At 68.1% G+C, this 22090-nt stretch carries 26 protein-coding genes; 21 read left to right on the top strand and 5 right to left on the bottom strand.

The genetic code is table 11. From position 1 onward, the window contains the following. Window positions 1-15 precede the first annotated feature (15 nt). Genes WH5701_RS02600 through WH5701_RS02590 form a run of 3 tightly spaced genes read left to right on the top strand, consistent with a single transcriptional unit; the run spans window position 16 to window position 2272 of the window. Complete coding sequence (locus WH5701_RS02600) at window positions 16-1071, top strand: LOG family protein (protein ID WP_006170348.1); 1056 nt, start codon at window positions 16-18, stop codon at window positions 1069-1071. After that, window positions 1068-1700 carry an imidazole glycerol phosphate synthase subunit HisH gene (hisH, locus tag WH5701_RS02595; RefSeq protein WP_006170347.1) on the top strand — a complete coding sequence of 211 codons (633 nt, stop codon included), beginning with the start codon at window positions 1068-1070 and terminating at the stop codon, window positions 1698-1700. Before WH5701_RS02600 ends, hisH begins: the two co-directional genes overlap by 4 nt. Further along, complete coding sequence (locus WH5701_RS02590; RefSeq protein ID WP_006170346.1) at window positions 1697-2272, top strand: RsmD family RNA methyltransferase; 576 nt, start codon at window positions 1697-1699, stop codon at window positions 2270-2272. The genes hisH and WH5701_RS02590 overlap by 4 nt, the downstream gene beginning before the upstream one ends. 1 nt (window position 2273) lies before the next feature. On the opposite strand, the gene petG is transcribed toward WH5701_RS02590, so the two are convergent. Continuing rightward, a complete protein-coding gene (gene petG / locus WH5701_RS02585; protein ID WP_006170345.1) occupies window positions 2274-2387 on the bottom strand; it encodes a cytochrome b6-f complex subunit V in 114 nt (37 codons plus the stop codon). Window positions 2388-2460: 73 nt separating this feature from the next. Between petG and WH5701_RS02580 the strand changes: the two genes are divergently transcribed. The 14 genes from WH5701_RS02580 to WH5701_RS02515 all read left to right on the top strand — a co-directional run bounded on the left by WH5701_RS02580 (window position 2461) and on the right by WH5701_RS02515 (window position 14250). Continuing rightward, complete coding sequence (locus WH5701_RS02580) at window positions 2461-2859, top strand: cytochrome c (protein WP_006170344.1); 399 nt, start codon at window positions 2461-2463, stop codon at window positions 2857-2859. Next, window positions 2856-3644 (top strand): RNA methyltransferase, encoded by a 789-nt coding sequence (locus WH5701_RS02575; RefSeq protein WP_006170343.1) that lies wholly within the window; start codon window positions 2856-2858, stop codon window positions 3642-3644. The genes WH5701_RS02580 and WH5701_RS02575 overlap by 4 nt, the downstream gene beginning before the upstream one ends. Before the next feature lie 33 nt (window positions 3645-3677). Then, entirely contained in the window at window positions 3678-4766 is a 1089-nt protein-coding gene (locus tag WH5701_RS02570) for a serine hydrolase (RefSeq protein WP_006170342.1), read from the top strand. 6 nt (window positions 4767-4772) lie between these two features. Further along, window positions 4773-6239: a DUF3370 domain-containing protein gene (locus tag WH5701_RS02565; RefSeq protein ID WP_006170341.1), complete on the top strand. Its 1467-nt coding sequence runs from the start codon at window positions 4773-4775 to the stop codon at window positions 6237-6239. Next, on the top strand, window positions 6236-7321 hold the full coding sequence (gene bchI / locus WH5701_RS02560) for a magnesium chelatase ATPase subunit I (RefSeq protein ID WP_006170340.1): 1086 nt from the start codon (window positions 6236-6238) through the stop codon (window positions 7319-7321). Before WH5701_RS02565 ends, bchI begins: the two co-directional genes overlap by 4 nt. A 4-nt stretch (window positions 7322-7325) precedes the next feature. Then, the gene (ruvC, locus tag WH5701_RS02555) at window positions 7326-7787 is read left to right on the top strand and encodes a crossover junction endodeoxyribonuclease RuvC (RefSeq protein WP_006170339.1); all 462 of its coding nucleotides are present in this window, start codon (window positions 7326-7328) and stop codon (window positions 7785-7787) included. Then, window positions 7787-8395: a 5-formyltetrahydrofolate cyclo-ligase gene (locus tag WH5701_RS02550; RefSeq protein ID WP_006170338.1), complete on the top strand. Its 609-nt coding sequence runs from the start codon at window positions 7787-7789 to the stop codon at window positions 8393-8395. Before ruvC ends, WH5701_RS02550 begins: the two co-directional genes overlap by 1 nt. 50 nt (window positions 8396-8445) lie before the next feature. Then, complete coding sequence (locus tag WH5701_RS02545; protein ID WP_156776503.1) at window positions 8446-8661, top strand: hypothetical protein; 216 nt, start codon at window positions 8446-8448, stop codon at window positions 8659-8661. Between the two features lie 123 nt (window positions 8662-8784). After that, window positions 8785-9234 (top strand): hypothetical protein, encoded by a 450-nt coding sequence (locus WH5701_RS02540; RefSeq protein ID WP_198005119.1) that lies wholly within the window; start codon window positions 8785-8787, stop codon window positions 9232-9234. Between the two features lie 43 nt (window positions 9235-9277). Then, on the top strand, window positions 9278-9697 hold the full coding sequence (locus WH5701_RS02535) for a SufE family protein (RefSeq protein ID WP_006170334.1): 420 nt from the start codon (window positions 9278-9280) through the stop codon (window positions 9695-9697). Between the two features lie 34 nt (window positions 9698-9731). Beyond that, window positions 9732-11036 (top strand): homoserine dehydrogenase, encoded by a 1305-nt coding sequence (locus WH5701_RS02530; RefSeq protein WP_006170333.1) that lies wholly within the window; start codon window positions 9732-9734, stop codon window positions 11034-11036. A 291-nt stretch (window positions 11037-11327) separates the two neighbouring features. Beyond that, window positions 11328-11600, top strand: a complete 273-nt coding sequence (locus WH5701_RS02525; RefSeq protein ID WP_006170330.1) for a hypothetical protein — start codon at window positions 11328-11330, stop codon at window positions 11598-11600. Between the two features lie 47 nt (window positions 11601-11647). Continuing rightward, the gene (locus tag WH5701_RS02520; RefSeq protein WP_006170329.1) at window positions 11648-13234 is read left to right on the top strand and encodes an ABC transporter substrate-binding protein; all 1587 of its coding nucleotides are present in this window, start codon (window positions 11648-11650) and stop codon (window positions 13232-13234) included. Further along, complete coding sequence (locus tag WH5701_RS02515) at window positions 13231-14250, top strand: ABC transporter permease (protein WP_006170328.1); 1020 nt, start codon at window positions 13231-13233, stop codon at window positions 14248-14250. The genes WH5701_RS02520 and WH5701_RS02515 overlap by 4 nt, the downstream gene beginning before the upstream one ends. Before the next feature lie 9 nt (window positions 14251-14259). Here WH5701_RS02515 and WH5701_RS02510 read toward each other — a convergent pair whose 3' ends face one another. Next, entirely contained in the window at window positions 14260-15858 is a 1599-nt protein-coding gene (locus tag WH5701_RS02510) for an alpha/beta fold hydrolase (protein WP_232201767.1), read from the bottom strand. Between WH5701_RS02510 and WH5701_RS02505 the strand changes: the two genes are divergently transcribed. After that, window positions 15834-17090 carry an MFS transporter gene (locus tag WH5701_RS02505; protein WP_232201766.1) on the top strand — a complete coding sequence of 419 codons (1257 nt, stop codon included), beginning with the start codon at window positions 15834-15836 and terminating at the stop codon, window positions 17088-17090. The genes WH5701_RS02510 and WH5701_RS02505 overlap by 25 nt on opposite strands. Before the next feature lie 16 nt (window positions 17091-17106). Here the strand turns inward: WH5701_RS02505 and WH5701_RS02500 are convergent, their stop codons facing one another. Beyond that, window positions 17107-17331 (bottom strand): hypothetical protein, encoded by a 225-nt coding sequence (locus WH5701_RS02500; RefSeq protein WP_006170325.1) that lies wholly within the window; start codon window positions 17329-17331, stop codon window positions 17107-17109. A 109-nt stretch (window positions 17332-17440) separates the two neighbouring features. Here WH5701_RS02500 and WH5701_RS02495 point away from each other — a divergent pair, with 109 nt between their 5' ends. Continuing rightward, a complete protein-coding gene (locus WH5701_RS02495; protein ID WP_037979458.1) occupies window positions 17441-18172 on the top strand; it encodes a peptidase in 732 nt (243 codons plus the stop codon). 41 nt (window positions 18173-18213) lie between these two features. Beyond that, window positions 18214-18450: a hypothetical protein gene (locus WH5701_RS02490; protein WP_156776500.1), complete on the top strand. Its 237-nt coding sequence runs from the start codon at window positions 18214-18216 to the stop codon at window positions 18448-18450. Window positions 18451-18498: 48 nt separating this feature from the next. Here WH5701_RS02490 and ychF read toward each other — a convergent pair whose 3' ends face one another. Beyond that, window positions 18499-19590 (bottom strand): redox-regulated ATPase YchF, encoded by a 1092-nt coding sequence (gene ychF, locus WH5701_RS02485; protein ID WP_006170322.1) that lies wholly within the window; start codon window positions 19588-19590, stop codon window positions 18499-18501. Window positions 19591-19753: 163 nt separating this feature from the next. On the opposite strand from ychF, the gene WH5701_RS02480 reads away from it, so the two are divergent. Then, complete coding sequence (locus WH5701_RS02480) at window positions 19754-20887, top strand: efflux RND transporter periplasmic adaptor subunit (RefSeq protein WP_156776499.1); 1134 nt, start codon at window positions 19754-19756, stop codon at window positions 20885-20887. Between the two features lie 18 nt (window positions 20888-20905). On the opposite strand, the gene wecB is transcribed toward WH5701_RS02480, so the two are convergent. Beyond that, a complete protein-coding gene (wecB, locus tag WH5701_RS02475) occupies window positions 20906-22030 on the bottom strand; it encodes a non-hydrolyzing UDP-N-acetylglucosamine 2-epimerase (protein ID WP_006170320.1) in 1125 nt (374 codons plus the stop codon). Window positions 22031-22090 lie beyond the last annotated feature (60 nt).

Here is a 22090-nt window from a genome sequence, read left to right as displayed (position 1 = left end):
GCCTCACCCCCACCGATGGCTCCTGCCTCTCCCTCGCTGGAGCGGTTGGGAGATGACCTGGTTGATCATCCCCATCGCCTGCTGATCGAGCGCTCGCTTCACTCGATTCTGGAGATGGCCCGCATCGCCGATGACACGGACGACTGGCGGTTGATCTCAGGTGCCCTGAGCGATCTGCATGAGGCCCTGGCTGCCTTCCACTCCTACCGCAGCACCCGCAAGGTGGCTGTGTTCGGATCGGCCCGCAGCCTGCCGCAGAGCTCCAATTACCAGCTGGCGGAGGAGGTCGGCCGTGAAGCCATGGCCGCCGGCTTTGAAGTGATCACCGGCGCTGGCGGCGGGGTGATGGAAGCGGCGAACAGAGGAGCGGGAGCGGAGCACAGCTTCGGTCTCAACATCCAGCTGCCCTTTGAGCAAGACCCCAACCCCTACGTCAGCGCAGCAGGCGATCGCCTGGTTCACTTCCGCTACTTCTTCACCCGCAAGCTGTTCTTCCTTCGTGAGAGCGATGCCCTGGTGGTGCTCCCCGGCGGTTTCGGCACCCTCGACGAACTGTTCGAGGCACTGACCCTGATCCAGACGGGACGAACGGCTCCGATTCCGGTGGTGCTCCTGGCGCCCCCGGGCCATGAGCTCTGGCAACACTGGCCTCAGGACCTTCTCACCGGCCTCGAGCGCGAGGGCTTGATCGGTCCAGACGACGGAGACCTGATCAGCCGCGCCGGCAGCGCCTTCGAGGCGATCGAGCTGATCCGCCACTTCTACCGGGTGTTCCACACCACCCGCATCAACGACGACGAGCTGGAGCTGCTGCTGCATGTGCCCCTGGCGGAGGCTGATCTGCTGACCATCCGCTCCGGCTTCCAGGATCTGCTTCGCAGCGGCGATTTCAAGCTGGGAGAGAGCTGCGACGACAACGATCGCCTGCGGCACTGCCTGCGTTTCGACTTCGATCAACGCCGCGTCGGCCGTCTCTACCAGCTCATCGCCGCCATCAACGCGCTCGATCTGCCCCGCAGCGACGACCTGCTCCATCCGGAGCAACGCAGCTGCCTGGAGCCGCAGCCATGAGCAGCCGGATCGGCCTGATCGATTACGGCATGGGCAACCTGCATTCGGTAGCCCGAGCCGTGGAGCGACTCGGTGCAGAGCTGATTCCAGTGCTGGACGCCCCAGCGATGGAGGCCTGCGACGCTTTGATCCTGCCGGGAGTGGGATCGTTCGATCCGGCCATGGAGCGCCTCCACCGGGCCCGCCTGGCAGATCCGCTGCGGGAGTGGAGCGCCAGAGGACGCCCCCTGCTGGGGATCTGCCTGGGCCTGCAGTTGCTGTTCGAGGGCAGCGAGGAGGGAGAGGCACCAGGCCTCGGCCTGCTCAAGGGCAGGGTGAAGGCCCTGCCCTCCGCTCCGGGGCATCCGATCCCCCACATGGGCTGGGCACCGCTGATCTCCACCAACCCCAGCCCCTTGCTGCCCGAAGGTCATCCAGCAGCCTGGGTCTATTTCGTGCACTCCTACGCCGCCGCTCCCAACGACCCGGCCTGCAGCACCGCCGAGGTCCTCTTCGCTGATCAGCCGGTGACCGCGGCGGTTTGGCAAGGGCCCCTGGCGGCCTGCCAGTTCCACCCCGAGAAGTCCGGACCCCAGGGGCAGCGCATGCTCGAGCGCTGGCTGGGCTGGGTGGAGCAGGACGGAGCGTGAGCCTGAGGCTGAGTGGCGGGCGCAAACTGCTCAGTCCGCAAGGGCAGCAGGCACGCCCCACCAGCTCCAGGGTGCGGCTGGCGGTGCTCAACCTGCTGGCGAGTGAACTGACTGGTTGCCGCTGGCTCGATCTCTGCTGCGGCAGCGGTGTGATGAGCTGCGAAGCCCTGCAACGTTGCGCCCAGCGGGTGGTGGCCGTGGATCACGACCGAACCACCCTCAGCATCGCCCGGCGCAATCTGGAGGCCGTCAAGGCCGGCGTGAATCCAGCCTGCGACCTGCGGGTGATCAGGGCTGGGCTACCTCAGTGGCTGTGCCAAAGCCCAGGGCAACAGCTGGGGGAGGAAGCTGCAGGTGGCTTCGATCTGATCTACGCCGATCCCCCCTACGCATCGGAGCTCTACGCCCCGATCGCCGAGGGGGTAGCCGCCTCGGGCTGGCTGGCTGAGGGGGGACGCCTGCTGTGGGAATGCTCAAGCGACGCATACCCGGACATTCCTCGAGGCTGGCACCTGAGCGATCGACGCCGCTATGGCAGTTGTGGGCTGATGGTTCTGGTGCCTGAGGCCTGACTCAGCCGCCCAAGGCGCTGCCACGGCGGTACTGGTTCCAGGCCGCCACGAACAGGCCCACCAGGGTGATCGGGATCAAACCCAGAACGATGCCGCAGAGGAGGGGTTCGATCATCGGGAGCGTGAAGTCGTGCCTGACGCAATTCTCCCACGGCCAAGGCAGGCTGGGTGAGTCTTCCGAGTGATCCGTGACCGGCGATCCTTCCACCATCCTGGAGGCCACCCCGGCGCCGGTGCAGCGCCAAGGCCTGATCACCGCTCTGGTGCTTCTGGCCGCAGCCGGCTGCATCCTGCTGCTGCTGCTCGTCCTGCCGGCGGCCCGCAGCGACCCCTACACCCGGCGCACCCTGGAGCTTTCGGGCTCGCTCGAGACCGGTGGTCGCCTCTTTCGGATGAACTGCGCCGGCTGCCACGGCATCGCCGCCCAGGGGCTGGTGGGCCCCAGCCTGCACGGGGTCAGCCAGCGCCGCAGCGACCGCCAGTTGATCCGCCAGGTCGTGAGCGGCCGCACTCCACCGATGCCTCGCTTCCAGCCCGAACCCCAGGCCATGGCCGACCTCCTGGCCCATCTGCACAGCCTGGAGTGAGGGGCGGCGCGACGCCTGGCCACCCTGGGCTGGCCCTGGTGCTGGTGGAACCCGCAGGCCCCCTGAATGTGGGCAGCGTGGCCAGGCTGTGCGCCAATTTCGCGCTTCAGGACTTGCGATTGGTGGCCCCCCGCTGCGATCACCTCGGCGAGGAAGCGAGACGCATGGCCGTCCACGGCGGGGCGTTGCTGGAGCGCGCCCAGCTCTATCCGGATCTGGCGGCGGCCATCGCCGACCGCACCCGGGTGGTCGCCGCCAGTGGACGGGTGGACTCTCAGGCCGTGCCCATCGAAGGTCCCGCCGAGGCCATCCCCTGGCTGCTGGAGCACCAGGCCGGGCCTGGGCCGTCGGAACGGCCCAGCGCCCCAGCGCTGGTCTTCGGGCGGGAAGACCGGGGCCTGAGCACCGACGAACTGCTCCAGGCGGGCCGCATTCTGCGGATCAGCACCGACGACGGTTACACCTCCCTCAACCTCTCCCATGCGGTGGCCATCACCCTGCATGAGCTGCGCCGCTGCCAGCAGGGGGGCACTGAACGCCGGCCAAGCGGTCCGGCCCCCGTGATCAGGCCGGAACCCGCCAGCCGGGAGTTGCTCGAAGCCGCCCTGGCCGATGCCGAGGAGCTGCTGTTGGAGGTGGGGTTTCTGCTCCCTCACACGGCCCATGCCCGGATGGCCAAGCTGCGGGCGCTGCTGCAGCGGGCCCAGATCAGCGCCGAGGAAGTGGCCCTGGTCCGGGGGATGGTCCGCCAGCTGCGCTGGGCCAGCCAGCGGGGAACCCCCTAAGGTCCTGAAATCTCCGTCGCCTCTGGCTTCATCGTGCGTTCGGGCCGCTCCCCCCGTTCCGGATCACCCGGCTGGTTCCAACCCCTCGCCCTTGTCCTGCGCCTGCTGGTGATGGGTCTTGGTCTCGGGGTGCTCACCGGCACCGCCTTGAAACAACTGGCTCCGAAGCTGGCCCAGGGGGCGATGGAAGCCCCCAAGGCCAGCAGCGCCAGCTCACCGGTGCCCACCCCCAAGGGGGGCCTGGCTCTGGGCCGCTTCGAGCCCCGGGTGGAGCTCACCAAGCTCAGCCAGCGCTGGAAGGCCCTGGCCGCCGAGCAGAAGGATCTCAAGGTGGGCGGCTTCCTGCTGGTGCTGGATGACGGCCGTTTTGCCCAGCTCAATCCCGACACGCCCCTGCCGGCGGCGAGCTCGATCAAGACCCCGATCCTGCTGGCGGCCCTCGACGACCTCGACGCCGGCAAGCTGCGCTGGAACGAACCGCTACCTCTGACCAAAGAGGTGATGGGCGGGGGTGCCGGCTGGATGGCCAGCCGGCCACTGGGCACCCGCTTCCCGTTCTATGAAGCCGCCACCGAAATGATCCGGGTGAGCGACAACAGCGCCACCAACCTGCTGATCAAGCGCCTCGGCGGCAAGGCCGCCACCAATGCCCACTTCCAGGCCCTGGGCTTGCCCGCCACGGTGGTCAACAACTGGCTGCCCGATCTCGACGGCACCAACACCACCAGCCCCCGCGACCTGGCCCGCTCGATCGCCCTGGTGGACATCGGCGAGAAGCTCAGTCCGCGGGCCCGCGACCATTTCCGCACGATCATGGCCACCTCCCGCACCAACACGCTCCTGCCCGCCGGACTGCTTAAGGGTCTGGGGGGCGCCTCCAGCGACCCCGACAGCGAGCTGATGGCCCGGGGACTGACCGTGCTCAACAAAACCGGCGACATCGGCATCGCCTATGCCGACGCCGGACTGATCGAACTCCCCAACGGCAAGAGAGCCGTGGCAGGGTTCATGGTCAAAGGCCCGTTCAACGACCCCCGCTCCACCGATCTGATCCGGGCCATGGCCGCCGCCGTGAGCCAAACCCTCGTGGATCGCAGCGATCCCTCTCCCCAACCGCGCTGAGGTCTGATGCCCTTCCTGACCACGGCCGCCGGCCTGCTGCTCACTGCAGGCTTGGCCCAGGCCAACAAAGCCCCTGCGGCGGTCCCGGCACCTGCTCCAGCACCGGCCGTGGCCCCCAGCACCGAGCTGAGAACCCAGCAGGTGCGTCCCCTCAGCGGCGGGCTCGATCGGGTGGCGGTGGTCAACGACAACAACCCCGAGCTGATCATCCAGCCCGGCATCCTGCTCTCCACCTTCAACGGCCGCGGAACCCTCTCGGGCCAGCCGTTCTCCAGCCCAGACGCACACCTGAATGTTCCCCTGCAGGGACGCTTCGACCTGTTCAGCCATCACGTCTATGCCGGCCGGCCGGAAACCCTCGACTCGGTGCTCTGGCTGGGGGTGGTGGCCGCCCCGGTGAGCAGCAGGCCGGTGCGGCTGCGGGTGCTGGCTGGATCCACGGCCCTCTCCCAGTCGAGCGACCCGAGCCAGCCGGCGGCTCCCTTCCTGCCGCTGCCGCCCCTGATGCCCCACGACGGCACGTCGGTGTTCGCAGGCCCCGGCTCACGGGTGGCCGCCGAACTGCTGCAGAACCGCCGCGGAGCCGGGATTCCCCAGGAATGGAGCCTGGCCCCGGGGCAGCTCACCACCCTGCTGGCCCTGCCGATTCCCGTGAAGGGGCTCGATCCCCTGCTCAACGGCCGCAACCTGCAGCTGCGGCTGGAGAGCGACGGCCCCGTGGAGTTGGCCACCCTGGCCGCCTTCGGGGGCGAGCAGCCACCGGAGCCGGAGGTCTGGAGCCGCCTGCTGCGCGCCGGGCTCAGCGCCAAGGAACACGTACCCACGCCCAGGGGACAGCCCGGGGGCATCATCTATTCGCGGGTGAGCGGCGTGCAGACGGGCAGCCGCTGGAGCGCCCGGCTCACCGATCCGGGCACCAAGTCGCTCTCCGTGCGCAGTGCGCCGGTGTCCTGGCCGATCGCCTCGCTGGAGCGGGGCAGCCTTGGCAGCGGCCAGGTGCAGACCGCCGAACTGCAGGCCTTCTACCCGGGCACCGCCTGGGCCGCGCATGGCAACTACGGCGTGGAGTACGACCTGACCCTCCCCCTGGTGAACAACACCAAGGCCCCGGTGGCCCTCGATCTGGCCCTCGAATCCCCTCGCAAAACCGACAAGCCCGAGGGCGGCCTGCGCTTCAACCTCACCCCACCGAGGGCGGTGGTCTTTCGCGGCACGGTGGAGGTGAGCGGGCTGGATGGGCCGGCGGGGCGTCCCGCCGGCCGGCGCTGGTTCCATCTGGTGCAGCGCCAGGGCGAGAAGGGCCCCAGCCTCGGGCGCATCAGCCTGGCCCCCGGCCAGCAGCGCCAGGTGAGGGTGAGGCTGATCTACCCCGCCGACGCCACACCCCCGCAGGTGCTGAGCCTGCTGCCCGCTCCAGTGCTCCCACAGGCAGCTGTGAAACAATCCGGATCCGTGCCGGCCCCCCGTCCGTGAGTCAGACCCGCAAACGCAGGGCGTTCCCCTTCACCGCCATCGTCGGCCAGGAGGAGATGAAGCTCGCCCTGCTGTTGAACGTGATCGATCCCCGCATCGGCGGGGTGATGATCATGGGCGACCGGGGCACGGGTAAATCCACCACGATCCGCGCCCTCGCAGATCTGCTGCCGGAGATCGACGTCGTTGCCGGCGATCCCTACAACAGCTCCCCCAGCGACCCCGACCTTCAGAGCGCCGAGGTGCGCCAGCGGGCCGAGAGCGGCGAAGCGCTACCTGTGGAGCCGCGCCAGGTGCCGATGGTGGACCTGCCCCTGGGCGCCACCGAAGACCGCCTCTGCGGAACGATCGACATTGAGAAAGCCCTGAGCGAAGGGGTGCGTGCCTTCGAGCCGGGCCTGCTGGCCAAGGCCAACCGCGGCCTGCTCTACGTCGATGAGGTGAACCTGCTCGACGACCACCTGGTGGACGTTCTGCTGGATTCGGCCGCTTCCGGCTGGAACACGGTCGAGCGGGAGGGGGTGTCGGTGCGCCACCCGGCCCGCTTTGTGCTGATCGGCTCCGGCAACCCCGAGGAAGGGGAACTGAGGCCCCAGCTGCTCGATCGCTTCGGCATGAGCGTGGAAGTGCGCACGGTGCGCGATCCGGAGCTGCGGGTGCAGGTGGTGGACCAGCGCACCGGCTACGACAGCGATCCCGATGGCTTCAACAGCCACCACCAAGCCACCCAGGACGCGCTGCAGCAACGGGTGGTGGACGCCCAGCAACGGCTGCCCCAGGTGCTGATCGATCCTGATCTGCGCATCCGCATCTCGGCGGTCTGCGGCGAGCTGGATGTGGACGGCCTGCGCGGCGACATCGTCACCAACCGGGCGGCCAGGGCCCTGGCCGCCTTCGAAGGCCGCACCGAAGTGAGCGACGACGACGTGGCGCGGGTGGTGGCCTGCTGCTTGCGCCACCGGCTGCGCAAGGATCCGCTGGAGCAGATCGATTCCGGTGATCGCGTGATCAAGGTGTTCTGCAAGATCTTCGAGATGGCCGACATCGCCCGCGACGCCTTCCAGCTGGCCCTGGCGGCCTGAGACCTTGCGCATCCTCGGCATCGATCCTGGCCTGGCCCGTGTCGGCTATGGCCTGATCGAGACCGGTCCGCCCCAGCGACTGCTGGATTGCGGAATGATCCGCACCGAGGCCGGCACGCCTGAGGGGGAGCGGCTGGTGGAGATCGCCCGCGACCTGCGCTGGCTGGTGCGCCGCTGGAGCCCCGAGCTGGCCTCCGTCGAGAAATTCTTCTTTTACCGCTCCAGCACCACCATTTCCGTCGTGCAGGCCCGGGGGGTGGTGATGATGACCCTGGCCAGGCTGCGGGTGCCGGTGGTGGAGTTCCCACCGATGCAGATCAAGCAGGCGCTCACAGGCTCCGGCCATGCCGACAAGAACGACGTGCTTGATGCCGTGATGAGGGAACTGGACCTGGCGCATCCCCCCCGCCCCGATGACGCCGCCGATGCCCTGGCCGTGGCCCTCACCGGCTGGTTTCAGCGCTGATGGCGGGCGAACCGGGGCTGGGCGACCCCAAACCCCTCTGGCGCCGGCACTTCCGCCAGCGGCGGGCTGATCAGCCTGAGGCGCAGCAGCGGCTGCTGCTGGGTCAGGCCCTGAGTGGGGTGCCCCCGATGGTCAGGGCAGACCAGCGGCTGGGGCTCTACTGGCCCCTGGCAGGTGAGCCGGATCTGCGTGAGCTGGCCTGGGTGCTTCCAGACCGGCTGGCCCTGCCCGCCATCCGGCCTACGGCAGGAGAGCGAAGGCTCCGCTACGAAATCTGGCAGCCCGGGGATTCGCTCCAGCCCGATGCCGCGGGGGTGCTGGCACCAGCGCTGGCGGGGACGCCGCTGCCGGCCACGGCCCTTGGCCTGCTGCTGGTGCCGGCCCTCGCCTTCGACCGCCGCGGCTTCCGACTGGGCTATGGCGGCGGCTGGTTCGACAGGTTGCGGGCTGATCCCTGCTGGCGCTCGGTGCCGGCCCTGATCGTGGCCCCCGCCTCCTGCGCCGTGGAGCAGTTGCCGAGGGATCCGTGGGACGTTCCCTTCGACGGTTGGCTCAGCGACGGGGGGATCGAATGGTTGCAACCTGTTGAGAGGCCCGGACTGTGGTGATCCACGCGCCGATCCTTTGCCAGGATCCCCAGGTGCGACCCCCAGCTTCCTTGGACCTCAGCTTCGATCACTCCCGCCCATCACCCGCCCGCCGCGTCGGTGCCACCGCGATCGGGTCCGGCACGGTGCCCGAGCGGGTGATGGCCGCGGAGCTTGGCCACCGCTCCCAGCCCAGTGAAGCCCTCTCGATGATGGTCAGCTCGATGGTCCGCATGGTTCAGGCCGGCAAGGGCCAGGCCGCCGGCAGCCGCTGGTCGGCCTCCTGAAGACGCTTTAGCTTTGGGGAGCCTCCCCTCGGACGCGACCACGCCCTGCCGATGACGACTCCACACTTCACCCGGCTTTGCAGCCTGCTTGCCCTCCCAGCCCTGGGGACTTTGGTTGGCTTGATGGCGGCCCCAGGCAGGGTCGAGGCCCACGCGATCGAGTCGAGCCTGGATCGGCTCGAATCCCTGAGGGAAGGGCTGATGCTTGAAAGCCACTTCTCCAATGGGGAACCCGTGAAGGGTGCCATGGTGCGGCTGGTGCCACCCAATGGGGGACAGCCCGTGGAAGTGGGTCAGATGAATGCCCAGGGGCGCCTCAGCTTCAACATGCCCCACGGCGCCGATGGCGACTGGGAGTTGCAGGTGGATGCGGGCCCCGGACACCGCGACTTCCTCGAGGTGCCCACCCAAGCGGGCCAGGCGCAGCTCGATCGGGTGAGCAGCGCCGATCCGGAGCTGAAGTCCACGCTGTTCTCGGCCCATCAACACAGCTCGCTGCTACTGATGGGCGGCATCACCGGCCTGGGCGCTGTGGTGGGTGGTCTGGCGGTGCAGCGGCGCCGCCGCAGCTGAGGGCAGGCGCCACACTGGGGCGACTTCCGCCCTGGCCCCATCCATGAGCACCGGCAGCGACAGCCTCGACGCGATCGTGGAGCGACTGCGCGGCACCAGTGACCCCAAGCGCCGCTACGAGTACGTGCTCTGGCTGGCCAAGAAGCTTGCGCCCTTGCCCGACGAATTCCGTCAGGAGGTGTTCAAGGTGAAGGGCTGTGTCTCCCAGGTGTATGTGGTGGGGCAGCTGGTCGACGGCAAGCTCCACTGGCAGGGGGATTCCGATGCCCAGATCACCAAGGGGCTGCTGGCACTGCTGATCGCCGGTCTGGAGGGCCTGGAACCAAACCAGGCCGCTGGGCTGGACCCCGGTTTTCTGGCTGAGACGGGCCTTCAGGCCAGCCTCACCCCCTCCCGCGCCAATGGATTCCTGAACATCCTGAAGATGATGCAGGCCCAGGCCAGGGGCCTGGCGACGGAATGATTTCTAGGATCATCGGTTTCGCGGCGCAATCGGCATGACCATTGGCATCGGCTTGCTCGGTCTGGGCACGGTGGGAGCCGGTGTCGCCGAGATCCTCACCTCCCCGGAAGGGCGCCATCCGCTGGTGGCGGAGCTGGAGCTGCGCCGCATCGCCGTACGCGATCTCAACCGGCCCCGGTCCGTGGCCCTGGCTCCCGAGTTGCTCTGCACCGACCCGGCCGAGGTGGTGAACGATCCCTCGGTGGAGATCGTCGTGGAGGTGATGGGAGGTCTGGAGCCAGCCCGCACCCTGATCCTCGCGGCGATTGCCGCAGGTAAGTCGGTGGTGACGGCCAACAAGGCCGTGATCGCCCGCCATGGCGAGGAGATCGCCGATGCCGCGGCCCGTCAGGGGGTTTACGTGCTGATCGAAGCGGCGGTGGGTGGCGGGATTCCCATCATCGAGCCCCTCAAACAATCCCTGGGAGGCAACCGCATCCACCGAGTGAGCGGCATCATCAACGGCACCACCAACTACATCCTCAGCCGCATGACGGATGAGGGGGCCGCCTACGCCGAGGTGCTGGCGGAGGCCCAAAGGCTGGGTTATGCCGAGGCCGACCCCGCCGCCGATGTGGAGGGTGATGACGCGGCCGACAAGATCGCCATCCTCGCCGGTCTGGCCTACGGCGGCTCGGTGGAGCGTTCGTTGATTCCCACCGCCGGCATCAGTGACCTGCAGGCGAGGGATGTGGGCTATGCCAGCCAACTGGGCTACCGGGTGAAACTGCTGGCTGTGGCCCAGCACCTGGGCACCGCGGCAGATGGCAGCGAATGCCTCGATGTACGGGTGCACCCGACGCTGGTGCCCGCTGACCATCCCCTGGCGGTGGTCAATGGGGTCAACAACGCGATCCTGGTGGAGGGAGATCCCGTGGGGCGGGTGATGTTCTACGGCCCCGGGGCAGGGGCAGGCCCCACCGCCTCGGCCGTGGTGGCCGACATCCTCAACATCGCCGGCATCCGCCAGGTGGGCGGCTCCGGCGGCGGGCTGGATCCGCTGCTGGCGGCCAGCCGCTGGCGCCGCTGCCGTCTGGTGGACAGCGCCCGCACCAGCCACCGCAACTACGTCCGTCTGCAGACCAGCGACCAGGCCGGAGTGATCGGCCGAATCGGCAGCTGCTTCGGTCAGGAGGAGGTCTCGATCCAGTCGATCGTGCAGCTGGAGGCCAGCGGCGGCCAGGCCGAAATCGTGGTCATCACCCATGAAGTGGAGGAGGCCCGATTCCAGGCGGCCCTCACCGCGATCCAGTCCCTCTGTGACGTTCAGAGCGTGGCGGCTTGTCTGCGCACCCTCTGAGGCCATCAGCAGACCTTCTTGTGGCGAGAACGAGTGCTCATGCCGCAATGGTTGACGGGCAGGGGCAGGGCAAGGCCAAGATGGAAACATTGCGCAAATTTGACGCGGATGCTGATGCCCTCACGTGACCACGGCAGTTGTCCAGATTGAACGCCACCTGAGCCACCCCTGCGAAACCCTGAGCCCATAACGGCCTCACCACTCTTATCCGCTTCCCGGTTCCCAGCCCTGACCGCCTTCCCTGCCAGCCCTGATCAGGGCAGCCGTTCGCCCCACCACCCCGCGACCGCCATGACCCTTCATCAGGGTGACTGCGTACACCTCGCCACCGATGTGGCCCTCAGCGCCGGTCTTCCGGGCGGCGAGTGCTCCTCCACCTGGACCATCGGCGAGACAGCTCAGGCCACTACTTATCAGGTGATCGGTGTGGATGCGCCCCGTGACCGCTGCTGGGTGCGGCGCTGGCCCCTGGCACGGCACGGCTCTCCGGTTTTTGAGGTGTCGATCCGCCAGGTGGAACTTCATCACCTGCCCCATTCCCAGAGCTGCTCGTCGCGGTCTTGAATGGGCGCCTCTGAGCACCCGGGAACATCCTGCACGCTTTGCCTGCCTTGAAGGGGCTGCGCTCGGTCTCCCTGCTGGCCGCCCTGCTGGTGCTGCTGCTGGGTTGCCAGCCCCAACGGCCCGGGGGGAGGCTGGTGGTGGGCAGTCGCACCAGGATCGATTCGGTTGACCCGGCGGCCACCTACAGCTTCGGGGCGCTGCAGCTGATCAGCGCGCTGGGAGATCCCCTCTATGTCATCGATGCCAAGGGCGAGCTGCGGCCCCGTCTGGCCACGGCCCTGCCGAGGCTGAGTCCGGATCGGCTCACCGCCTGGGTGCCGCTCCGGAAGGGGGTGCGCTTCCACGACGGCACCCGCTTCGATGCCGCCGCCATGGTGTTCACCCTGGAGCGCTTTCTGGCCATCGGCAAGCTCAGCTACCTGCTGGGGGATCGCATCGTTTCGGTGCGCGCCAGCGGCAGCCATGAGCTGGAGCTGAAGCTGCGGCGCCCTTTCACCGCCCTGCCCCAGCTGCTGAGCGCCGTCAGTCTCACGCCCCTCTCTCCCACCGCCTACCAAAACCACGACAAGCGCTTCCTCAACGACCGCTTCGTGGGTACGGGCCCTTACAAACTCACCTTCTTCGCCGACCAGCAGCAACGGCTTGAGCCCTTCGCCGACTACTGGGGAGAGCGTCCCGCCAACAAGGGGCTCGATCTGGTCAACCTCAGCAACTCCACCGCCCTCTATGGGGCCCTGCGCAGCGGCGAGGTGGATGTGCTGCTCTCCACCAGCCTGGAGGGCGACCAACAGCTCTCGCTGCATCAGGACGCCCAGAAGGGGCGCTTGCTGGAAGGGGTGGGTCCAGCGCTGGAGATCGGCTACCTGACCCTGCTCAGCGACCAGCCGCCCCTGAAGAACCCCGTGGTGCGCCGTGCCATTGCCCACAGCCTCGACCATGAGCTGATCAGCCAGCGGGTGACCCATGGCCTGCGTCCACCGCTGCGAGATCTGGTGCCCCCCAGCCTGAGCGGCTCCGAACCCACCGCCTGGCCGGCCTATGACCCGGCGGAAGCCCGGCGGCTGTTCGAGCAGGCCGGCTACTGCCGGGGCAAGACGCTGAACCTGCCCTTCACCTTCCGCTCCAACATCCCCGCCGACAAGCTGTTCGCCCTGATCTGGAAGGAACAACTGCGCCGGGATCTGGGTGATTGCATCGTGCTGGAGGTGAGCGGGATGGAATCCACCACGGCCTACCGTCAGCTCGGCGAGGGGGCTTTCGCCTCGATCCTGCTGGAGTGGATGGGCGACTACCCCGACGCCGACAACTATCTCCAGCCACTGCTGGGCTGCGACAAGGCCGTGGGACAGCGCTGCATGGAGGGACCCAGTGCCGCCAGCGGCAGCTTCTGGACCCGCCCTGGCCTGAACGACGACCTCCTCCTCAGTCAGAGCCTGGAGGGCGCCAAGCGGATCGAGCTGCTCCAGCGTCTCCAGCGGGAGACCGCCGCCGCGGCCCCCTACATCCCGGTCTGGCTGGTGGCACCCAGGGCCTGGGCCCAGGCCGGGCTGAGCACCCCGGTGTTCGATGGTTCCGGCCGTGTGGTGCTCAGCCGGCTCCAGCAGCGGCCTGCCGCTTCGAGGCCTGAGCCATGAGCCGCCGCCGCCAGCTGCTGGGCTATCTGGGCAGCCGGCTGCTGCTCGCTCCTGTGATGCTCTGGCTGATCGCCACCCTGGTGTTTCTGCTGCTGCGGCTGGCCCCGGGGGATCCCATCGATGCCCTGCTGGGCACCCGAGCGCCGGAGGCGGCGCGGCAGGCCCTGCGCCAGCAGCTGGGGCTCGACCAGCCCCTGCCGGTCCAGTACAGCCACTTCCTGGCCGATCTGCTCAAGGGCAATCTGGGGGAATCGCTCACCAACCAGACCCCGGTGCTGGAGGTGATCCGCCAGAGCCTGCCGGCCAGCCTGGAGCTGGGGCTGTGTGCTCTGCTGATCGCCGCCGTGCTGGGGCTGGCGGTGGGCTTCAGCGGCATCGCCCGCCCCGAGGGCAAGCTCGACCTGGCCGGCAGGCTCTATGGCATCGGTACCTATGCCCTGCCGCCGTTCTGGGCGGCGATGGTGATCCAGCTGATCTTTGCCGTCTGGCTGGGCTGGCTGCCGGTGGGAGGGCGTTTCCCCGCCACCCTGATGCCCCCCAGCGGCAGCGGCTTTTATCTGCTCGACAGCCTGCGTGCCGCCAATCCCCAGCAGCTGGCCGGCAGCCTGCGGCACCTGGTGCTGCCCGCCAGCACCCTGGGCCTGCTGCTCAGCGGCATCTTCGCCAACGCCCTGCGGCTCAACCTCCGGCGGGTCTTGCGCTCCGACTATGTCGAGGCGGCCCGCAGCCGCGGCCTCAGCGAAACCCGGGTGGTGCTGCGCCATGCCCTCCCCAATGCCCTCCTGCCGGTGCTCACGATCACCGGCATCACCGTGGCCTCATTGATCGGTGGCGCCCTGCTGATCGAGGTCACCTATTCCTGGCCCGGGATCGCCTTCCGTCTACAGGAGGCCATCGGTCAACGCGACTACCCCCTGGTGCAGGGGATCGTGGTGGTGGTGGCAGCCCTGGTGGTGCTGGTGAGCGTGACGGTGGACATGCTGGTGGCGGTGCTGGATCCACGCATCCGCTTCTGAGCCACTCCTTCAGGGGCCGATGCGGCTGCGCCAGCGCCGGGCGCTGCGGCCATCGAGCACATACGCCGTCACGCCATCGCGGCTGCGCCGCTGTGGGGCCATCGGAATGGCCGTGTCCACCGACCCCAGGAAATCGGACGTGAGGCCGAGCAGTAACTCCTGGACCCGCACCGGCTCCACCCCCACCAGGCCATCGCCGAGTCGCCAGAGAGCCTGCTCGTGCTCCTTGACGCGCACCACGGAAAAGTGGCTGCCGCCTTCCACCATCACCAGACGGCTGCGAGGATCCGGGTGCTGCAGGAACAGCGCCAACTGCTCGCTCACCGGCGGGGTGACCAGATCCAGCCCGCCGCCGATGATCAGCAGCGGGGCCTTGAGGCGCTCCAGACCCCGGCCAGGCCAGAGCAGGCTGCCGAAGCCATTCAGACTCACCACGGCGGCCAGGGTTCTCGGCCGGCCCCTCGCCGGCTCCGGCAGGGGCACCTCCTGGAGCTGACACTGCAACAGCCTGGAGATGTTGATCAGGGGGATCACATCCAGAGCCCGCTCACAGCGGCGGGCCAGGCCCGGGACCGGGCGCAGGCCACTCGCCAGCAGCGCTGAAAGCCCTCCCAGGGAGTGGCCCATCAGCACCACCGAGGGGCCAAGACGGGGGATCTGCCCCTGCCGTTCCGCCGCCAGCACCGCCTCCACATCAGCCAGACGATCGGGCAGGGTTTCAGCCCCGGGTGGGGGCCGCTGGCCATCGAGCATCTGGCGCACCGCCGTCTCGTTGCTGCCTGGGTGCTCGATCAGCACCACCGGCCAGCCCCGGGCCGCCAGGCCTTGGGCCAACCAGCCGAGCTGGGCACTGCTGCCACCGAGTCCCGGCATCAGCACCACCCAGGAGCCCTGGCGGGGCTTGACGGCCGGCCAGAGTTCCAACTCCAGCGGTGCTGATCTGTGGGCCACCGTCAGGGCGATGGTTCTGGGCCTGAGATCGGGATGAATCGCCGCCAGTCGTGTACTGGTATCGGAATCCTCCCGAATGCGCAGCGGCAGATCCCGCAACCGCTCCAGCGCCAGGGTCTGCTCCTCCAGCTGATGCCGCCAGAGGGCAGCGAGCTGCAGCAGCCCATCGAGATCAAGGGTGAGCTGGGGCGTGGGCACCTCGAGCAGCAGTTCCACGAACCGGATCGGCTCGGGCCGCTGCAGACGCTCCCGCAGAGTGGTCAGCAGCAACACACCGCTGCCGGGCTTCCCTCCGGCGAACAGTTCCCCCACCGCCTCCAGCACCTGGCGGCCCGCCCAGCTCTGCAGCAACTGCAGAGCAAAGCCCCGATCAGGCAGCAGGGGTGATCGCAGCAGGGTCACCAGATCGTCGCGGCTGCTCTCGTCGAGCAGTTCGAACCAGATGGCCAGTTCATTGCGGCTGCCCTTCGGATCCCGGCTCCAGGCATCGAGCTGGTGCAGGTCGAGGGGCAGCGAGAGGCCATCGAGCTGCACATCCAGCCGGTCGGCCGCCCGTGCCGACTCCGCCAGCAGTGGCGTTCCCGAGCCCACCAGCAGACTGGCCAGGAGTGCCAGCCCCCGACGGACGTGTTGTGACAGAGCCGCAGGCAGGAGCAAGCCAACCAATCTGGTGGCTCCAGTTTCCCGCGCCGCTGCGCGAACTCACCGTGATCCGCCTGGTGGGCAGCTTCGGGGCCGGGGGGATCCTCTATCTCACCCCGGTGGTGTTCCACCAGGCACAGTTCTCAGCCCTGGCGGTGGGTCAGGGTCTGGCCGCGGCGGCGCTGGCCGGCACCCTGGGTCGGCTGCTGAGCGGCTGGTGGCTCGACCATGGCCTCAGCACCACCCGGCCGGTCCTGCTGGCGGCACTGATCTCGGTGCTGGCCGACAGCCGGCTGTTCAGCGCGGAAACCTTCACCGCCTTTGTGCTGGGGCAAGTGCTTCTCGGCACGGCGATGGGGATCTACTGGCCGGCCATCGAGCTGGCGGTGCCCCTGAGTGCGCCGCCCCAGTCCAGCAGCCGTGCCTATGCCCTGGTACGAACCGGTGATGCCCTGGGCGTAGCCCTGGGGGTGCTCCTGGGAGCCCTGCTGGCCGGCAGCCGGCACCTGCGCGGCATCTATCTGGTCGACATCACCTGCATGGTGGTGGTGATCAGCCTGCTGCTGCGCTCACCCCTGCCCGTGGCGGCGCCCGCGGGCGACCAGGATCGCAGGCTCCCCTGGCGCCGGTTGGTGAAACCCCTGCTGCCACTGCTCGGGGTGACGCTGCTGGCCACGGCGATGGTGTCGCTGCTGCAGAGCGCCTTGCCGCTGGATCTGGTGCGGGGCGGACTGGAGCGTGCGCCGCTGAGCGAGAGCCTCGGAGCCCTGCTGCTGGGCCTGCAGCTCAGCTTGCTGCTGCTGTTCCAGTGGCCCCTGGGGCGCTGGCTGGCGGAGCGGCCTGTGTCTTTCGGGCTGGGCTGGAGCCTGCTGGGCTTTGCCTTCGGCAGCCTGCTGCTGGCCCTCTCTGCCCTGGGCTGGCAGAGCCTGTCCCTACTGGTGATGGCCCAGGTGCCCCTGGCGGCAGCGGCGGCGGCCTTCCTCCCCACGGCCAGCGAAGCGGTGATCGAGGTCACGCCGGCGTCGCACCAGGGGATGGCCCTGGCCCTGTTCTCCCAGTGTTTCGCCATCAGCTCCTTCGTGGCCCCCCTGATGGGGGGCTGGTTGCTGGAGAGCCAGCGGCATGGAGCCGGCCTGTGGCTGCTGATGACGCTGCTTAGCCTGCTCGGGCTGCTGCTGGTGGGGCAACTGAACCGCTTCCATCCCCACCCCAGTCAACGGCGGATCCAACCAGACCCAGACACCTGAGGGCGCGTGACGTCGCTCAGGTGTCCTTGGCCTGGGCCTTGGCCTTCTGGGCACGGATCCAGGCCTCCGACTCATGGGGGAGAGGCTCGGTGCCGTATTCCCAGTCGTCGTAGTCGGGGTCGTTGCGGATCCGCTGGTGCAGTTCCTTCTGGACGTCGAAGTTGTGGGGGTGACCGGCTGGAGCGGCCGGATCGATGGGCGCTTCTGGATCGTTGGCGGGGGACGTCTGGGATGAGGGCATCACCGGCCATTGCTGCTGATCCCATTGTCCCCCCTGGCCGGGGCCGGCCGGCACAGACGCCGGAGCCTGTCCGCCGCAACAATGGATTCACCCAAGCGAAGACCTGGCCGTGACCTATTGCGTGGGCATGCTGCTGCAGGAGGGCCTTGTGATGGCCTCCGATTCACGCACCAACGCCGGTGTCGATGATTTCGCCAGGTTCTGCAAGATGAGCACCTTCGAGCGTCCCGGGGATCGGGTGATCGTGCTGCTCAGTTCCGGCAGCCTGGCCGGCACCCAGGCGGTGGTAAGTCTGCTGAAGCAACGGGCCAGCCGCAACGACGGCGCCATGACCCTGTGGACCGCCCAGACCCTGTTCGATGTGGCCGTGCTGGTGTCGGATGTGATGCGCGAGATCGAACATCGCGATGCCCCCTTCCTGGAGGGCAATGCGGTGACATTCAACGCCTCATTCATTCTGGGCGGCCAGATCAAGGGAGAAGCCCCGCGGCTGTTCCGCATCTACGCCGAAGGCAACTTCATCGAAGCCGGCGACGACACGCCCTTCCTGCAGACCGGCGAGGCGAAATACGGCAAGCCGATCATCGACCGTGTGATCACCCCAACCACGACAATGGCCGATGCCACCAAGTGCGTATTGGTGTCCTTCGATTCCACCATGCGCAGCAATCTTTCGGTGGGCATGCCGATCGACCTGATCTGTTATGAGCGCGACAGCCTGGCGATTCACCACAGACGCCGCTTCCACGACGGCGACTCCTACTTCTCCACCCTGAGCACCGGCTGGAGTGCAGGCGTGCGCCAGGCTTTCCGAGACCTTCCCGCTCTGGAATGGTCTTGATCTCTGCATCGAGAATGAAGGATTCAGGCAACCAGGGATCCATGAATCTGCCGCTGAATCCTGAACATATCCTGCAGACCTGGATGACCTTCTGGGCCTCAAAGGCGCTGATGCGCGCGATCGAGGTCGATGTGTTCTCAGAACCGGCCCGGGGGGTGGGGGCCATTGTCTTGCATGTGTTCAACTCCAACAAGACTGCTTTGCAGCTTTATGCGACAGCTGGATACGAAGTGGCCAGCCTGAACCTGCAGAAAAAGTTGACACGATCTACAGGATGAAGCATGCGCTCAGTGGCAGCTCGCCACCCTTGCCATCGCAGCATGTCGTCAGACGTTGAAGAGAAACTCCATCACGTCGCCTTCCTGAACCACATACTCCTTGCCCTCGCTGCGCAGCCAGCCGCGGTTGCGGGCTTCCGGCAGGGAGCCGGCCTCCAGCAGCTGGGCATAGGCCACGGTCTGGGCGCGGATGAATCCCCGCTCGAAGTCGGTGTGGATCACCCCGGCGGCCTGGGGGGCGGTCATACCGGCGGTGATTGTCCAGGCGCGGGTTTCCTTCTCACCGGTGGTGAAGTAAGTGCGCAGGCCCAGCAGGCCGTAGGTGGCGTGGATCAGGCTCTGAAGCCCGCCCTCGCTCACCCCGAGGCCCTCGAGGTAATCGGCACGCTCGGCCTCGCCCAGCTCGATCAGCTCCGCCTCCACCTGGGCCGAGATACGCACGGCGCCGGCGCCTTCCTTGCGGGCCAGTTCCTCCACGGCGCGGCTGAAGGGATTGCCCTGCGCCAGGTCGTCTTCCGAGACGTTGGTGGCGTAAATGATCGGCTTGGCGGTAAGTAGCCCCAGGGGCTTCAGCATGGGCGCCTCCTCCTCCCCCAGCTCCACGTTGCGGGCGGCACCGCCCTGCTCCAGCTCGGCCTGGATCCGCGCGAGGACGGCATCCTCAACCTGTGCCTCCTTGCTGGTACGCGCCTGCTTCTTCAGCCGCTCGCGGCGCTTCTCGATCTGGCCCAGATCCGCCAGGCCCAGCTCCAGATTGATCACCTCGGCGTCCCGCACCGGATCCACATCCCCCGACACGTGAATCACGTCGTCGTCCTCGAAGCAGCGCACCACGTGCACGATCGCGTCCACCTCGCGGATGTTGGCGAGGAACTTGTTGCCCAGGCCCTCTCCCTGGCTGGCGCCTTTCACGAGGCCGGCGATGTCGACGAACTCCACCCGGGTGGGGACGATCTCGCGGGAGCTGGACACATCCGAGAGCATCTTCAGCCGCGGATCGGGAACCGCAACGACGCCCACATTCGGCTCGATCGTGCAGAACGGGAAATTGGCTGCCTGGGCCTGGGCGTTGGCCACCAGGGCGTTGAACAGGGTGGATTTGCCCACGTTGGGCAGCCCCACGATTCCGGCTTTGAGCATGGGACGAAATCTAGAGGGGCACCCTCCAGGGACCGGGGCCACAGTTGGGGGCGACACCAGGAAGACTGGTCCCAGTCAATGGAGCAGGGCCATCGCCACGCGGATGCTCGAACAACCCCCAGCCACGAAGCCTCCCGAGTCTCCGCTGTCTCCCAGCGTGACCATGACTCCAACTGGGGTTGGCGGCCTGGCTCCCCGCCGCCGCTGGGGGCGGCTGGCGGCCGGGGCCGTGGCCCTGCTGGTGGTGGTGGGAGGTGTGACCGTCTGGCAGCGACAGCGTCAGGCCGCCAAGCGCAGCAATCTGGCCGACTACACCGTCGTGGCCAAGCGAGGCACCCTGCCGGGAGTGGTGAGCGCCAGCGGCGAGCTGGAGGCAGGACGCAGTGTCAACGTGAGCCCCAAGCGCGGTGGGGTTCTTGAATCGCTGTTCGTGGATGAAGGCGACCGGGTGAGCAAGGGCCAGCCCATCGCCCAGATGGACAGCGGTGATCTGAGCCAGCGGGAGCTGGAACTGGGGGCCCAGGTTCGCCTGGCTGAGGCGGAAGAGAGCCGCGCCCGCTCCGACTACGAACGCCGCAAAAAGCTGTTCGAGGAGGGGGCCATCAGCGAAGACGACATCGTGTCCTTCCGCACCCGTGCCCTCACGGCCCGGGCCTCATTGGACGTGGCCCGCAAGCGTTTCAATCAGCGCACGGTGGAACGCGATGAGCTCACGATCCGGGCCCCCTTCGACGGGGTGATCACCCAGCGATTCGCCGATCCCGGCGCCTTCGTGACCCCCACCACCTCCGCCTCGGCTAACGCCGGCGCCTCCAGTTCCTCGGTGGTGGAGCTGGCCCAGGGGATGGAGGTGGTCGCCAAGGTGCCTGAGAACGACATCGGCCGGATCAGTATTGGTCAGAGCGCCAGCGTGAGGGCGGATGCCTTCCCCGACAAGCGGTTCGCCGCCCGGGTGGTCCAGGTGGCCCCGCGGGCGGTGAAGAACAACAACGTCACGTCGTTCGAGGTGAAACTCGCCCTCAGCGATCCCAACAACCTTCTGCGCATCGGCATGACCGCCGACATCGACTTTCAGACCGGCAGTCTTCCCCCACAGACCCTTGTGCCGACTGTGGCGGTCGTCACGGAGGAAGGGCGGCCAGGCGTGCTGCTGGTGGGCAAGGACAACCAGCCCCGCTTTCAGCCGGTGACCCTGGGCTCGAGCAGTGGCCGCGACACGCAGATCATCACGGGTCTCGAGGAAGGCACCAGGGTGTTCATCGACCTCCCCCCCTGGGCGAAGAAACGGGGTTCCTGAGAGCGTCTGGGCCCCCGGTCAGCTCCGGCCTCCGTTCAGGAAGCTGCGGCTGGCCTCGAGGATCCGACCGCTGGCCTGACCATCGCCGAAGGGGTTATGGGCCTGGGCCATGGCCGCATAAGCCTCGGGATCATCGAGCAGCCGACTGCCTTCGTTGACGATCGACTCGCTGTCGGTTCCGATCAGGCGCGCTGTTCCGGCCGTAACCGCTTCGGGCCGCTCCGTGGTGCGCCGAAGCACCAGCACCGGCTTGCCCAGGGCCGGTGCCTCCTCCTGCAGACCACCGGAATCGGAGAGCAGCAGCGTGCAGCCCCGGATCGCCCCCACCAGCTGGTCGTAGTCGAGCGGTTCGCAGAGATGAGCGCGGGGATGATCGCCCAACAGCTCCTGCAAGGGCTCCCGGACCGTGGGGTTGCGGTGCAAGGGCAGCAGCAGGGCCGTGTCGGGATGGCGATCCAGCAGCTGGCGGAACCCCCGCCCGATGCTGCTGAGCCGCTCCCCCCAGTTCTCACGACGGTGGACGGTGGCCAGGATCACCCGCTGCCTCTCCCAGTCGAGGCCTGGGACCTGGGGCAGGGGGGCCGATGCGGCCATCAGCAGCAGCGCGTCGATCACTGTGTTGCCTGTGACCAGGATCTCCCCGACCACGCCGGACGCCTTCAGGTTCGCTTCGGAGACGCCGGTGGGAGCGAAGTGCAACTGGGCCACCTGGGAGATCAGGCGCCGGTTCGCCTCCTCCGGGAAGGGGTCAAGCAGGTTGTCGGTGCGCAGCCCGGCCTCCACATGGCCCACGGGGATCTGCTCGTAGAAAGCCGCCAGGGCCGAAGCGAAGGCGGTGGTGGTGTCGCCCTGGACCAGCACCAGCTCGGGGCGATGCTCCAGGAACTCCTCGCGCAGGCCCTGCAGTGCCGCGCAGGTGACATGGGTGAGGGTCTGCTTCGGGGCCATCAGGGCCAGGTCGCGGTCGGGGGCGAGCCCGAACAGATCCATCACCTGGGCCACCATCTCCCGGTGCTGACCCGTGAGCACCACCCGGGTGCGGAAGCCTGGATCACGCTGGAACGCCAGGATCACCGGTGCCAGTTTGATCGCTTCTGGCCGGGTGCCCAGCACGATGCTCACGAGCGGTGCGGTGGCGGTCAAGGGGGCGAGGCGGTGGCTGGGATCCTAGGGAAGGGGCCCTGAGGCGCCTGCATGACAGGG

Origin of the sequence: Synechococcus sp. WH 5701 (assembly GCF_000153045.1) — a bacterium.
Taxonomy (GTDB): Bacteria; Cyanobacteriota; Cyanobacteriia; order PCC-6307; family Cyanobiaceae; genus Regnicoccus_A; species Regnicoccus_A antarcticus.
Note: the sequence above shows the minus strand (reverse complement) of the source record. Positions and strands in the feature narration are given on the sequence as shown.

Excerpts from the sequence above, each read along its gene's own strand:
- WH5701_RS02600 (WP_006170348.1), top strand. The coding sequence starts at position 16 with ATGGCTCCTGCCTCTCCCTCGCTGGAGCGGTTGGGAGATGACCTGGTT.
- hisH (WP_006170347.1), top strand. The coding sequence starts at position 1,068 with ATGAGCAGCCGGATCGGCCTGATCGATTACGGCATGGGCAACCTGCAT.
- petG (WP_006170345.1), bottom strand. The coding sequence starts at position 2,387 with ATGATCGAACCCCTCCTCTGCGGCATCGTTCTGGGTTTGATCCCGATC.
- WH5701_RS02565 (WP_006170341.1), top strand. The coding sequence starts at position 4,773 with ATGCCCTTCCTGACCACGGCCGCCGGCCTGCTGCTCACTGCAGGCTTG.
- WH5701_RS02550 (WP_006170338.1), top strand. The coding sequence starts at position 7,787 with ATGGCGGGCGAACCGGGGCTGGGCGACCCCAAACCCCTCTGGCGCCGG.
- WH5701_RS02540 (WP_198005119.1), top strand. The coding sequence starts at position 8,785 with ATGGCGGCCCCAGGCAGGGTCGAGGCCCACGCGATCGAGTCGAGCCTG.
- WH5701_RS02535 (WP_006170334.1), top strand. The coding sequence starts at position 9,278 with ATGAGCACCGGCAGCGACAGCCTCGACGCGATCGTGGAGCGACTGCGC.
- WH5701_RS02530 (WP_006170333.1), top strand. The coding sequence starts at position 9,732 with ATGACCATTGGCATCGGCTTGCTCGGTCTGGGCACGGTGGGAGCCGGT.
- WH5701_RS02525 (WP_006170330.1), top strand. The coding sequence starts at position 11,328 with ATGACCCTTCATCAGGGTGACTGCGTACACCTCGCCACCGATGTGGCC.
- WH5701_RS02515 (WP_006170328.1), top strand. The coding sequence starts at position 13,231 with ATGAGCCGCCGCCGCCAGCTGCTGGGCTATCTGGGCAGCCGGCTGCTG.
- WH5701_RS02500 (WP_006170325.1), bottom strand. The coding sequence starts at position 17,331 with ATGCCCTCATCCCAGACGTCCCCCGCCAACGATCCAGAAGCGCCCATC.
- WH5701_RS02490 (WP_156776500.1), top strand. The coding sequence starts at position 18,214 with ATGAATCTGCCGCTGAATCCTGAACATATCCTGCAGACCTGGATGACC.
- ychF (WP_006170322.1), bottom strand. The coding sequence starts at position 19,590 with ATGCTCAAAGCCGGAATCGTGGGGCTGCCCAACGTGGGCAAATCCACC.
- WH5701_RS02480 (WP_156776499.1), top strand. The coding sequence starts at position 19,754 with ATGACTCCAACTGGGGTTGGCGGCCTGGCTCCCCGCCGCCGCTGGGGG.